At 36.3% G+C, this 14,103-nt stretch carries 13 protein-coding genes; all 13 read right to left on the bottom strand.

All coding sequences use genetic code 11. The annotated features are described in order from the left end of the window. Complete coding sequence (locus AB1498_12065; GenBank protein MEW6089027.1) at positions 1–360, bottom strand: P-II family nitrogen regulator; 360 nt, start codon at positions 358–360, stop codon at positions 1–3. 43 nt (positions 361–403) lie between these two features. Beyond that, positions 404–742, bottom strand: coding sequence for a P-II family nitrogen regulator (locus tag AB1498_12060; protein MEW6089026.1), 339 nt, complete (start codon positions 740–742; stop codon positions 404–406). A 56-nt stretch (positions 743–798) separates the two neighbouring features. Further along, complete coding sequence (nifH, locus tag AB1498_12055; GenBank protein MEW6089025.1) at positions 799–1,617, bottom strand: nitrogenase iron protein; 819 nt, start codon at positions 1,615–1,617, stop codon at positions 799–801. 290 nt (positions 1,618–1,907) lie between these two features. Continuing rightward, positions 1,908–2,825, bottom strand: a complete 918-nt coding sequence (locus AB1498_12050; protein ID MEW6089024.1) for a PEP-CTERM sorting domain-containing protein — start codon at positions 2,823–2,825, stop codon at positions 1,908–1,910. 92 nt (positions 2,826–2,917) lie between these two features. Further along, positions 2,918–5,467 carry a hypothetical protein gene (locus AB1498_12045; protein ID MEW6089023.1) on the bottom strand — a complete coding sequence of 850 codons (2,550 nt, stop codon included), beginning with the start codon at positions 5,465–5,467 and terminating at the stop codon, positions 2,918–2,920. A gap of 285 nt (positions 5,468–5,752) precedes the next feature. Continuing rightward, the gene (locus tag AB1498_12040; GenBank protein ID MEW6089022.1) at positions 5,753–6,271 is read right to left on the bottom strand and encodes a sigma-70 family RNA polymerase sigma factor; all 519 of its coding nucleotides are present in this window, start codon (positions 6,269–6,271) and stop codon (positions 5,753–5,755) included. Between the two features lie 193 nt (positions 6,272–6,464). Next, complete coding sequence (locus AB1498_12035) at positions 6,465–7,634, bottom strand: glycosyltransferase family 4 protein (protein ID MEW6089021.1); 1,170 nt, start codon at positions 7,632–7,634, stop codon at positions 6,465–6,467. Further along, entirely contained in the window at positions 7,621–8,913 is a 1,293-nt protein-coding gene (locus tag AB1498_12030; protein ID MEW6089020.1) for an FAD-dependent oxidoreductase, read from the bottom strand. Before AB1498_12030 ends, AB1498_12035 begins: the two co-directional genes overlap by 14 nt. Beyond that, complete coding sequence (locus AB1498_12025; GenBank protein ID MEW6089019.1) at positions 8,906–9,937, bottom strand: MraY family glycosyltransferase; 1,032 nt, start codon at positions 9,935–9,937, stop codon at positions 8,906–8,908. Before AB1498_12025 ends, AB1498_12030 begins: the two co-directional genes overlap by 8 nt. 5 nt (positions 9,938–9,942) lie before the next feature. Further along, a complete protein-coding gene (locus AB1498_12020; protein MEW6089018.1) occupies positions 9,943–10,944 on the bottom strand; it encodes a glycosyltransferase family 2 protein in 1,002 nt (333 codons plus the stop codon). Then, a complete protein-coding gene (locus AB1498_12015) occupies positions 10,899–11,825 on the bottom strand; it encodes a glycosyltransferase family 2 protein (protein ID MEW6089017.1) in 927 nt (308 codons plus the stop codon). The genes AB1498_12020 and AB1498_12015 overlap by 46 nt, the downstream gene beginning before the upstream one ends. After that, the gene (locus AB1498_12010; GenBank protein MEW6089016.1) at positions 11,822–13,183 is read right to left on the bottom strand and encodes a hypothetical protein; all 1,362 of its coding nucleotides are present in this window, start codon (positions 13,181–13,183) and stop codon (positions 11,822–11,824) included. Before AB1498_12010 ends, AB1498_12015 begins: the two co-directional genes overlap by 4 nt. Next, entirely contained in the window at positions 13,176–14,102 is a 927-nt protein-coding gene (locus AB1498_12005) for a glycosyltransferase family 2 protein (protein ID MEW6089015.1), read from the bottom strand. The genes AB1498_12010 and AB1498_12005 overlap by 8 nt, the downstream gene beginning before the upstream one ends. Between the last annotated feature and the right edge of the window lies 1 nt (position 14,103).

Genomic DNA, 14,103 nt, shown 5'->3' with positions numbered 1-14,103 from the left:
TCATAGCGTTTCATTATCTCTTTTATTATCCCGCACTCGGTATACCTCAGTAACCGGCAATACAAATATTTTTCCGTCTCCCTTGTTACCTTTACTGTTTGACCTGATAATCGCGCCAACAACTTTATCTACTTCTTCATCCTTCACTATAATTGTAATGATCCTCTTTGGCATAAGGCGTGAGCCCCGTGAAAGGCCTTCCGCTTTTATTCCTGAATTTTCCGCAAGGTCAAATTCCACGCTCATCCGCCCCCGGCCCAGAACTTTCCGTGCTGTTAAACTCGGAAACCCTTCTTTAACCAGATCATTTTTTGTCTTATTAATATTTTCCTGACGAATAATTGCCATAACTTCTTTCATTGAATCCTCCTGTATAGGTCATATATGTCTTATGAGACTTATATTATTGATTTTCTTCCGGATATTCTTTCACCCCTGTGCTTATTGTGTAAATTTCATCCACAGGGCTGACAAAGATCTTCCCGTCACCGAAAGCACCTTCCCCCGTTTTCGCGTTTTTTATTATTATGTTTATTATGAACTCCTTGTCTTTTTCATCAACGATCATTAAAAGCATTTCTTTTGACAATTCGTCATAAACGACATCTCCGACCTTTATCCCCCGCTGTTTTCCGCGTCCCACTACATCAATCTTTGTTACAGCGGGAAAGCCCGCTTCATATAATTCACCCATTATTTTATTAACTTTTTCAGGCCTTACAATTGAACGTATCATTACCATCTTTGACATACTAATTATCCTCCTTATTTTTATTTTTTAATATTTCTGATAATTTACTATATCCCGGTTAGTCCGTATTCCATCAAAAGCGCTTCAAGTTCGTCTCCGCTCATCGGGTTTGGAACAACAAAACTTTTGTTATCAGTAATATTCCTGGCAAGGCCCCTGTACGCGTCAGCCTGCTTTTCAGCCGGGTTATAATCAATAACGGTCTTTTTGTTTATTTCCGCCCTCTGTACGACATTATCTCTCGGGACAAATTGTATTAACTGTGTTCCAAGTTTTTTGGCAAAAGCGGTTAACATTTCCAGTTCATTATCCACTTTTCTGGAATTGCATATTATCCCGCCCAAACGCGCTCCTCCCGCTGTAAACTTTTTTATACCCTTGCAAATATTATTAGCGGCATACATCGCCATCATCTCTCCTGAAGCCACAATATATATTTCCTTAGCTTTTCCTTCACGAATTGGCATCGCGAATCCACCGCAGACTACATCTCCGAGAACATCGTAAAAAACAAAATCAAGGTCGTCGGTATACGCCCCCAGGCTTTCCAGAAGATTAATAGCCGTTATTATTCCCCGGCCCGCGCAGCCTACCCCGGGTTCCGGCCCACCGGATTCCACACACAGGACTTTTCCGTAACCCGGTTTCAGCACTTTATCAAGTTCCACGTCATCCCCTTCTTCTCTTAAAGTATCCAGCACCGTCTTTTGCACCAGGCCGTTTAAAAGAAGCCTTGTGGAGTCCGCTTTAGGATCGCAGCCGACAACCATAACTTTTTTTCCCATCTCAGCAAGCGCCGCGACCGTATTCTGCGTGGTTGTGGACTTACCGATACCGCCTTTTCCGTAAATCGCAATTTGTCTCATTTTTACCTCCATTTTTTAGCAGAAGCTGTTTCAAAAACAAAAAGGGTGTCATTTTTTTCCTCTTCATGGAACAAAAAAGACACCCCTGTCTTCAATGAGTACATCATCCCGATGTATCAGGATGATAGTGCGAATTGAACCCCGATGAACATCGGGGTAATTCATTTAAAAAAAAGGCATCCCGATATTTCATCGGGACGCCTTTGTATTTTTCTACACATCTATGTGCTTCTGATTATACAAGTAAAATTTTAACCGTTCCGGTAACCGGTTGTTCAATTATTCTATCGCTATGTCCTTTTCTTTCTGCTGAAAACACTCGCGCCCAGTAATAAACTTCCGAGCAATATCATTGTTGAGGGTTCCGGGACAGTCACATGCGTTTGCAGGACCGTAAGGCCGTTGGCCTGGATATTATCGCTTCCATTCAGATAAAGTTTTCCAAGATATTCGGCGTTTCCCGTGCCAAGATTCACGCTGTATATGAGGTTGCCGTCCCTCAAACCTATCAGATTACCGGTAACAGGGTCAAATTCCGTCCCCACCCTTTCCATCTGAAGGTTAAAATTTATCGGCACATTCACAGCGGCACCGGTAGCCCTGTCTATTTTAAGTACCTGGTCGGCTATGTTCGTGAAACCGGTCCACGCGTATAATTCATCATTCGAAAAATCGTAAGCTAATCCGCGGTGCCCGCTGCCTATAGAATTATTGCTGACCTTTGTCCTTGCGCCTGTCGCGGTATCTATTGAGTATAAGTTATTTTCAATCCCCCAGAGTTTCCCGTCGGAATCAAAAGCCATGCCGTTCATCCAGTAAGGTTCTCCTCCGTCGCCTATCAATGTAATCTCTCCCGTAAACCTGTCTATCGTGTAAAGCTGGCCTGTAAACTCCCCGGTCAGCGGGTCAGGGACCGTGCTTCTTGAACTCCATGCGTATAATTCTCCCGACGGGCTGAATGAAAGTGAATTTGTAAAAATGTTGGGCGCTGCGCCGTTCAGCGTAAGCGGGACATTCGTTGTAACTTCGATTATCCCGTTATTGATGGAATCAAGCTGGAAACCAATAAGAGAATCGGAGCCTCCGGCGGGAGTGATCGCGTAAAACGTTGTTATTGTGTCAGCCTTCACCGCACCCGGAGATAATAACATAGCAAGGAATAAGATAATTCCCGCCGTTATCTTTTTAATTTTGATTGTATTTTTCATGTCCATCCCCCTAAAAAAATTTTCATTGATTATACCATATTTAGTGAATTTTGTGCATTATTTTTTAAATTACTGTTATTATTCCCGTCTTATTATTGAAATTCTTTTTTTATTATTTCGAGTTCTTTTTTTAAATTGTCATATTTTCTCTGGAGCCATCTTTTCTCAGCCCTGGCTGCTTTAGCCTTTCTCTTATATTCCTCGGCTGATTCCGGATTGTTACCATACTTTGCTGTCCTTTGCAGATCCGAATAGATCATTCCCTCTGCTTGTATTATATCCAATTGGTATCTTTCCTCTTCGGAAGCTTTCATTTCACTTTGGAACCCTTCATATATTTCAAAAAGCCTTTCATTTTTCTCTTCCTCAGTTATTTCCATTTCTAAAATATTTTCATTTATCCTTAAACAATCAGAATAACCAAGTTCTTTTTTTATTTCCCAAAGTTCTTTTGACAGGTCATTATATCTTTCCTGAAGGCCTTCTGCCGTCTTTTTAATTACCTCAATTTGCACTTTATCTTTTTCCAAACTTTTCTTAATATCTTCTGCTCCCTGTCCCGGCGAATAAACATATATCTGTCTGCTTGTTCTGCCCAGTTCATCTCCTGTAACTTTTATTTCTTTTAGAACCATTTTATATCTCTCCAGAAACTCCGTTGTTCCAAATTTTGTCGATTTTCCATCCTGGTAACCAAGTTTTTTTTCTATTGCCCTGATTATTCTTTCTATTATTTCGAGTTTTATTTCAATTGGTTTGATCTTTTCTGCTAATTTATCATATTCTTCCTGAATGCATTTCCCCTGGCTGATGAAAAATTCCTTCTCCTCTTTATATTCATCAGCATTTTCCTGGTCTTTGCGAATAACAACTGCTCTTTCTTTAGCTGCGTAAAAATTTATTTTTTCATTTATTTCATCCATTTTATTTTTAAGAGTTTTTATTTCATTTTGAATTCTTTTAGAACTTTCAAGAAGTCTTACTTTATCCTCTTCTGCCGCCATCCATCTTTCTAAAATATTTTTATCTTCCGGGGATAAACCGGAACTGCTAAGTTCCTTTTTTATTTTCCAAAATTCCTTTACCCGGCCATCATATTTCTCCTGAAGATCTTTTGCCGAATTTTTAATTGCCTCAACCTTATCCTTTTCCGGATCCGGTTGAATTTCCGCCGCTCCCTGTCCTGACAAATAAATATTTATTTGTCTGTTTATTCCGTCCATTTCATTTTTTACAGCCTTTACTTCTTTTCTAATATCCCTGTATATTTCGATAAGCTTTTTTATATCTGGTCTTGATAGCATTTTTCCAGGATATCCCATATCCCCAAGTTCTTTCTCTAATATTTTAAGTTCCTTTGCTGAGACATAATATCTATTCCTGATGTTTTCTATCTCCTCTTTATCGGCTTCACCTTTCCCCTCATATTTATCCATTAATTCAGACCAGCTTTTAACCATAGATGCCCTATAACTTAAATCAATATTTGTTTGTTCGTTTAATTTATTTAATTTGTCTCTCGCGATCTCATTTTCATTTTCAGCCTTTTCATATTTTCCATAAAGCATTTTTGCTTCTGATAAAATTTCTTTTAAATATTCTTTATTTCTGAGTTCTTTTTCGATTTTATTGATCTTTCTTAACAGGGCATCATATTCTTTCTGGCTTTTTTTTGCCTCACTCCCGGTTTTTTCCGCCATAATCCTATATTCATCGACTTCCTTATAATTTCCGCGAATACTGGCTACTCTTTCTTTAGCCGTGTAAATGTCTATTGTTCTCCTTATTTCATCGAGTTTATTTTTGGGGGTTAATATTTCCTTCTGAAGCTCTTCATAATATTCCAGAAGTTTTTTCTCCTTTTCATCTATTGCTGTTTTAAAATCCAGAGGTTTTGTCTTCCCCTGCGAATGGTCATTCTCTCTAAGTTCTTTCTCTGTTATTTTAATCATTTTTATCAGGGCATCATATTCATTCTTTATATCTTTTTCTTTATTCACCGAGTCTAATCTATTTTTAGAAATTATTGCTTCTCTTTTGATTTCTTCATATTCTTCGAGAAGTTTTTTTGATTCTGATAAATATTCTTTTAAATAATCTGTATTTTTATATTCTTTTTCCATCACTTCAAGTTCTTTTTCTGTTATTTTAATAATTTTTACGAGGACATCATATTCCTTCTGAATACTTTTCGCCTCATTTACAGCCGCTATCGCCTGTTTTTCGTCAGCTTTTTCAGACCAGTATTCAGTCAGGAACGATTTTATCTTGTTTTTTATTGAATCCAATTTATCTCTCGATAGTTCCAATTCATTTTGCGCTTCTCCATATTTTCCAAGAGATATTTTTACTTTCGCGGGATAATTTAAATATCTTAGTTTTTTTGCCGTGTCCTTAAGCTCCTCTAACTGTGTAATATATACTTCGTCAATATATTTAACCCTGTTTTTTGCATAGGCTATTTTTTTGTTTTCTTCATCACTTTTTCGTTTATCAGTATCCATATTGATCAGTTCTATTACTTTCTCTTTTTCAATCCTGGTATTTTGTATTTCTTTTATAAGAATTTTATATTTTTCAATGAGGTCTTTCTTATTTTCTTTTTCCTGCACCTCGTTAAATACAGGCATTTCTACAGGCATCTTGTTTATTTCTGATTTAATAGCAGTTTTGGTGCAGGCCGGCATGAAGTTTAAGAGAATAAATAAGAGGATAAAAAAAGAATAAATATTTTTTCTTTTGGATAAAAAGGTCATTTGTGAGCCTCTGCTATTATTTTCTATTTAATATATTTTATACTATTTTCGTCTATTTGTCTTTGTTTTTTTTGCCTTTATTCACTATAGCTATAACTTTGCGTGGATTTTTAGGAGAATCGTAGTATCTGTAAATTCATATTAAAATGGCTGGCACGGGATTTTGAAATTTCAGGCCTTAACGTATTTCCCGCATTTTTCTTTAATTTTATTCGTTACTTTTATGACCGCGACATGCGACACATTCAATTTCTCACCTATTTCCCTTGTTGTAAAACCCCTAGCTATTAAAGTCAATATGTCTCTTTCCCGCTTGCTGAAACTTCTCATCATATTTTCAATTAAAATTTTGTTGCTTAAATTATCAAAATCATCTTCAGAATGTTTGTCTTTCAAAGACAATATTTCTCTCGTTGCCTTATTTCCATCATCAATTAAAGCTTCAAGGCTTACAAACTTTGTATCGGCGTTTACTTTACGTATGTAATTTTTAAGATAGAAATAACATCCCTGCAGAATATAGCTGTCTGTTTTATTGTCCAATTTTCCTTCCTGGTATTCCAGCCAGAGATGCATTAACGATTCCTGGAACAGGTCATCATCGTTAAAAAATGTGTAATGGCCGTTAAGTTTATATGTAATATTTTTTAATGTGGGTGAAATTCTTTCCACAATATTTTCAAAATTCATTTTCTCCCCAAAAAAAAGGCGTCCCTTAAATCCATCACCGGATAAAAGGAACGCCATAGTTCCAAAAAAAAAGTCTTCCCGCAGGCAAAAAACCCGCTGGAAGACATCTATGTCTTTTAATACCTCTTTGTATTTTAATAAAATTATACCATAAATTCCGTTTTTGTCAAGAAAATATTAGAATTAAATAAGTTTACCGGACACCCTGTTCATTCAAGGATTTCCTGGACAATTTTTTATATATTTCAATGTTCCCGTCAAGCATTTTTTCTTTATCAAAGTTCTGGACAAACCTGTAGGCCGATAATCCCATAGTTTCGGCATAATAAGGGTTCTCGATCAAATAAATTATTTTTTCCGCCATTTGTTTTATATTCCCCGGTTCGCACAAAAAACCATTCTGCCCGTCAATCACGATATCCTTATTCCCGTCGATATTAGTCACTACTACGGGCTTTTTACAGGTCATGGCCTCGAGAACAGTCAAAGGCAGCCCTTCCCACAAAGAAGTCAGAACAAAAATATCCATAATGGACAAAAGATCAGGAATGTCCCTGCGCCATCCTAAAAGGTGGACATTATCTTCCAGTTCATAATTATTTATTAACATCTCGACTTCATTTCTTAAAATACCGTCTCCTATCAAAATAAATTGCGCATTTTTATTTTTTTGAAGGACCGTCTCCGCCACCTTAACAAAATCCTGGGGGGATTTCTGCGGCTTTAAACAGGCAATCATTCCTATTATTGGAAATGATGCATCAAGATTAAGTTCTTTAATTTTATTATTTTTGTCTATTTTTATATTTCTCAACAAGCTAATATCAACACCGTTACAAATTACCCTGTATTGATCCTCCCTGCCGATATTTTTATGCTGGCCTTTTAACATTACATCATAAGAAACTGCGATTAAAATGTCGGCCCAACGGGCGGAAAGTCTTTCCAAAAAAACAATAAATTTATTATAAAATGCATTCTGGCTCTCATTAAATGCAAATCCATGAATGGTATGGACAACGATGGGCACCTTATTAATCCTTGCCGCGAGCCTCCCTAAAATACCAGCTTTTGAGCTATGTGTATGGACTATATAAGGTTTTTCTTTTTTCAAAATTTTGCTAAGCGTAATTAAACACTTTATGTCCTTTTTAATATTTATTTTCCTGTCTAATTCGGGAACAAAATATATCTTTAGATTTTTAATCGCTTTCGCGTCGGGGACAAGTATCCCCTCGTCATTTGTGATTAAAATGACCTCCATATTTTCCGCGATTAATTTCCTGCACAGGTCAAGCACAATCACCTGTGCTCCGCCTAATTCCAGCTTAGTAACTATCTGAATTATTTTACATGGTTTCATTTATTTTTTTCGCTATGTTCATCCCGCAATAAATTGCGTCATTCATGGATGAATATTCCCACGCGCCGTATCTCCCGCATGAAAAAATACCCTGGGATTCAAGATAATCCAAAATAGACTTTAAATATCTCTGCCTTGCAAGGTTATAGATAATATACGCATATTTAATATCCAGTATTTTCACTACGTTAATATCGATTTTATTAGAAATTACTTTAAGTTCAGTTAATTTTTCGATTGTATTGGCCAACATGCCTTTTTTATTAAACGGTTTGCCGGGAGAATAAGAAATTTCAACATAAATTGACGACCTCCCTTCCGGAGCCATAAATTTTGAAAATTTTGAACCAAAGCCAAACCGGTAAAATGGGTACCTTTTTTCCGGCAGGTAAATCCAGTGAACACCCGGGCCGCATTTTTTATCAACACCCAGGTTTATGTTATAAACTGAAGTATATTGCAAGTCTTTGGCTTTTGATTTTATTTCAACCGGTATATCTTTAATGATTTCCAAGAGTTCAGGCAGAGGGATCGTTGAAACAATCCTGGAAAATAAGACTTCATTCCCTGATTTAAAGCGTATTAATTTCTTTCCTAAAAATATTTCTGAAACTTCCTCATCTAAATGTAAATTTTTAACACCTTTTTTAAACGCCAGGGGCAGTGAAAAAATACCGCCTTTTTTGGGATAAAAAAACTCAGTATTATAACCGTATCTTTTTTGACCGATATCCAGCACACCATCAATAACCTCATTTAAATCAGGCTGGGGTATAAACTTATCTACCCAGTCGAGTGTTATCCCGGATAGGGGGACTTTCCACATCTTTTGATTATAGGGCCTTAGAAAACATCCCGTCAATCCTTTGCCGAACCTGTTTTCCAGCCATTTCAAAAGGTTAGTATAATTTTTTCCCTGATTATAACCATACGTGAAAATAAAATCACCCAGGCATTCCTTTGCTATACTGTCCGGCAGTGAACCAAAATTTGCCTGGAATGGAAACTTAATCAATTGATTTTTCAGATAAACCCACGATTTTCTTTGATGCTTGATTAAATTATCCCCTATTAAATCAACAACCAGTTTTTTTATCAACGGGTTTTTTAAAAATAGAAGATGCCCTGTATAGTCGAAAGTAAATCCATCAACTCTATATGACCGGCAAAGACCCCCGACCTCATTTTCTTTTTCAAAAATATGATAATCTTTGTTCAAATGATATGCCGTACTAAGGCCGGTCAGTCCCGCCCCAAGAATTACCACTGGTTCATTCACCTGTTTTTTCCCTCGCCATCTTTATCTTCCCCAGTTTCCATCCGAAAACCACCGCCATAAGGCAAATTAACGCATATGTAAATACAGCTCCGTAAAGATTTACCTGCGTTGCAATATAGGAAGCCTGGCCCAGTATAATGGTCAAAAGATAAATTATAATGACCACAAACTGCCTGTCGATACCCAGTGCCTCCAGCCTTAAAGCAAAATGGTCCGGGCTTCCCAAAAAAGGGCTTTTTTTCTGTTTTATCCTCAGTATTGAGACAAGAATTGTATCGTAAACCGGGATACCAAGAATCAATATCGGGCTTAAAAGTGCGGCATTGTTTACCGCAGTATAACTTTCACCGATAGCTATCGCAGAAAGCACAAATCCCAGGAATTGACTCCCGGCATCTCCCATATAGATTGAAGCAGGCTTCAAATTATACGGCAAAAATCCGATAACTGAACCTGTGAGGGCGCAGGAAAACAGAATAATAAAAATCTGGTTAGTGGGCAGCCCTACAAACAAAAAGGTCATGCCCGCGATAAAAGCCACACCGCCGGACAGCCCGTCCATAATATCAATCAGGTTAAACGCGTTTGTAATTCCGACAATCCATAAAATTGTCAATAAAATATTTACTGCTTTTGGCAAAAAAAATATTTTCAGCCTTAAATCAAAATATATGAGAATTAATGCGGCTACAAACTGAAAAACAAATTTAATTAAAGGCCTCAATTTGTAAATATCATCTATAAACCCCAGGAGGCAGATTACAGTCCCTCCTATGATAATGCTCACAATATCGGGGCTGAATTCAAGCCTGGAAAACATTATCACACCGATAATAACTATAATAAAGGAAAAATAGATAGCGAGCCCGCCAAGATACGGCACAGGTTTATCCTGGGTTTTCAGGGCATTTGTCGCCGGATTATCTAAAATATTTAATCTAAGTGCCAAATTCCTGAAAAACGGTGTCAGAAACAAGGCTAACAAAAATGAACATATAAATATTATCAAATAAATAAGGCTCATATTTTTCAAACAATAAATTTCCGGATAATCTTATCAGAAACCAACTTTCTCGATTTAATTATACCCCGCTTTTCCCATGCGGGCTTAAATAATATCATTTCATTCAGCACTTTTTTAAAATTCTTAATATAAAAAATTATAAACAGTAAATCTATTGTGCTTCTTATCAGCAAAAACGGTGAATAAACCAAAAAATGCGTTTTTGAAATATTTTTTATTATCATAAAATACCTGTTGGCTATAATCTTCAACTGTAAATCAGGAGAGCGTCCTAAAATCTGGAACCTCTGTTTTCCCTTTTGCGTCCCCCCTCTCTGGTGATACACAATTGCTTCCGGATTATAGAATGCCCTCCATCCTCTTGACTGTGCCCTCCATCCTAAATCCATATCTTCATAAAATGCAAAAAAATTTTCATCGAAATACTCATCCTGCTTTTCATCCACTTGCGTTTTTATTTCAATTTTTATATCTTCCAGCATCTCCCTCCGATAACATGCCGCGGCCCCGCAGACTGAAAATATTTCCGTTTTTTTATCAAATTGCCCATAGTCTTTCTTATTATATCCCCTTTCAACTGGTTTCAGCCAATAATTCATAAACTGGCCGGTTGAATCTATCGTCTTTTTATCCATTCTTAATATTTTGCCTGAAACCATTCCTGTATTTTTATTTTCCGTAAAAGTATCAATAATCTTTTTAATAAAATTTCTGTCAAGAATAATATCCTGATTTAATAAAATAATGAATTCCCCCGAAGCTGTTTTAATTCCCTGGTTGGCCGCCGCGCAAAACCCTTTATTTGAATCATTTTTAATTAAAATAACGTCCTTGGGTAAACTACATAAAGAATTATCTTTTGATGCGTTATCAACCAGTATTATTTCAAAAACCCCGTAATTTTGCGACCTGGCAGATTTAATACAGTCATGAAGATATTTCTCGCCATTCCAATTAATGATTATAATTGAAACTGTTTTTTCAGGATAAGTTTTCTTTTCTTCCATGCCTTTTTTAAAAGATTTGAAAATTTCAGGTTATCATCGGTAACATATTTATTTTTGAAAAACAAAAATATCACCCTGGTTAAATCGTATAAGATAAAAAGATAAAAGTATCTCATTAAATGCGTGACCTTTTCATTTTTAATAATCATAAGATAACGGTTTCGAAAACTAAGATACTGCTTCCACTGCGAATCAATGCGGCTCCCCCCCCTGAAATGCGTTGCTACCGCGTCATGGCAATAAGCCGCTTTCCATCCCAGGATATTTGCGCGCCAGGCCAAATCCACGTCCTCAATATAAGCGAAAAAATCCTCATCAAAATATTCAAATCCCCCTATTTCCCCCTTTGTAAAAGGGGGACTAAGGGGGATTTTTATATCATCGAGCATTTTTCTGCTGTAAAAACCTGCCGCCGCACAGGGGCCAAGCAGTTCATAACCTGGATGGGTCCCAGATTCTCTCCCCTCCCCTATGTCGTAAAATCTCCTGCTGCTACTTAGATAAATTCCCTGTGAATCGATTACCCCCGAGGGCCTTATCAGCATACCTGAAACCATACCTGTTTTTTCTTTTTTTTTAATTTCTTCTCTTACTTTTTTTAAATAATGCGGGCCAAGGATCACATCAGGATTTAATGTCAGGATATAGTCTCCCTTAGAGACACTGATACCCTGGTTATTTGCCCTTGCGAACCCCAGGTTGCTTGAATTTTCTATAAATATGTCCGTTTTAAACGATTTTATTATTTCTTTTGTCGAATCACTTGAGTTATTGTCAACAATAACTAATTCTAAATCCTTTTCGGTCTGGCTTTTAACCGATTTCAAACATGAAAATAAATGCTCTCCGGAATTCCATGTCACAATAATTATCGAAATCATATAAATGCCCCGGCAAAACTCTGCTTAATGTAGGTATTAACAACAAAAATATTTAAATACGCTAAGACAAATATCAACACAACAATAAAAATTGTTTTTATTTTTTCCGATAGATTTATAAGATATTTTCCTTTGAACCAAAAAAATATATAATAAAATCCCTGGACCGTTAAAACCGCAAAAGGGGCAATAATCGGAAGCATATGCCTCCCCTGGTAATCATCGCTATTCATATTATATCTTATATTAGACGCCAAACTTAATATAATACTTAAAAACAAAATCCAATTTAAGACTTTCATGTCAGGATGTTTTTCTGTTAATGATGAATTTTTAAAAATGAATCCTAATGATGTGAAAAAACCAAATCCATAAAATAATATATAAAAACAATAGACAAGTTTGCCCATAAGTATACTCATCCAGCCAAAAAGCCCAAAAAAAGAAAGAAGCATGATATTCGCAAAAGGTTTTATAAAATACGAAGAGAAAATACTTCTTTTTATCACAAAATTCCCTCCCAAAGCAAAACCGTATATCAAGTAGTTTCTAAGATAGTACCAGCCGGAAACAACAATGACAAGGACAAAAATAATTATGACATTACCGTAAAACTCCTTTTTATTGTTTTTTATAATATAAAAAACAATAACTGAAAAAGGGATTAAAAACAGGACTGTAAATTTTGTAATAGCCGCCAGTCCCGTCAAAATCCCCAAAAAAACAACATAAATTTTCCTATTATATTCTTTTTGGGCCACTTTTATTAAAATCCAAAAAGCAATTGTAGAAATAAAATTCGCCAGGTTGTCGCTGTTGATAACACTGCTGACATAAACAAACTGTGGAATAAAAGCGATTAGAGCGGCGGATAAATTAACGAGATAATGATTCTCCCTAAAAAATTCTGCCGCGATTTTCCACCCGAAAATAATTGTCCCCATTCCCAGCATAATGGAAAACAACCTTATAATATAAAACGGTATATGGTTTATTATTTTTTCCTCACCGTGAAAAAATTTATTTCTGCTTTTTAAACTGAATTTTTCATTGGGAATAACCTCAACCGGATGATCAAAAACCTGGAACGGGGCATAAATAATGGCGCTCAAAAAGTAATAAAGCGGCGGATGTATCGCTGTGGCAGGCTCATCTGCCGTTTTTACGTTTAAAAACGGCAGCCGTTTATTATTTACCAAATATTTTATATGCGCAAAATGGTCCGGCTCGTCCGGCGCTTCAAATATTGGAACGTTTAAAGCATAATTTATTGCAAGAACAAAATACAATAATAAAATCAATGTCAGCCATTTGTTTTTTTTATTATCAAACCGATTTTTAAAAATGTTTCTATGCATTTTTTATAAATCTCCAGCGCGCGGAAATATTGTCCCGCCAAATCCCGCGTTTTTTTGCCGCAAAAGGATACATTAATATCTGGGCTGTATTGACAATCAAAAAATTTACGGTAATTATTGAACGTGCCAGAAAATAATCTGTTTTTGAATGGTTCTTTTGAAAATATTTTAATAAGCCCGCATAAAACAGAATAATTTTTTCACCCGAATTGACATTTATGAAACTCTGCCCGCCATAATGCACCATTTCAGCATCATGGCAATAATATAATTTCCACCCGGCCCTTTTTATCCTGAAACACCAGTCAACATCCTCATACCATATAAAATAATCCTCGTCAAATCCTCCTGTTTTTTCGAGGACCTCTCTTTTAACCAGAACGCAGGCACCCGGAATCTGGTCAACCTCGTGCCGGTTATCCATATCGTCATTCTCCCAGTAACGGGAACATATTCCCGGGAAATGCCTGAATATTCTGTTAAGTATTGTATAAAATAAAAGTATTTGAATTATGGACGGAGACCTCCGGTAATACCCCGCTTTTTGAACACTTCCATCAGGGTTAAGGAATTTGGCGCCTGCTGCACCGGCATCGTTATTAACATTTAAAAATTCCAGCATGTTTTCTATCGCATTTTTTTTAATAATTATATCGGGATTTAAAATAAGTACGTAATCTCCCCTGCATATTTCTATCGCCTGGTTATTCGCCTTTGAGAAACCCATGTTCTCTTTGTTTTTAATCAGTTTAATTTCAGGGAAATCTTTTCCCACCATCCTGGGGCTTCCGTCTTTAGAATCATTATCAACAACTATAACTTCAAAATCCGCCGGGCCGTAATTTTCGTAAATGGATCTCAGGCAGTTTCTCAATAAATTTCCGGTGTTCCAATTAACAATAATTATTGAAAGTTTCATA

It is taken from the genome of bacterium (genome assembly GCA_040754625.1).
In the GTDB taxonomy this organism is placed as follows: Bacteria; JACRDZ01; JAQUKH01; order JAQUKH01; family JAQUKH01; genus JAQUKH01.
The sequence above is the reverse complement of the archived record's forward strand: the minus strand, read 5'-3'. Positions and strand labels throughout refer to the sequence as shown.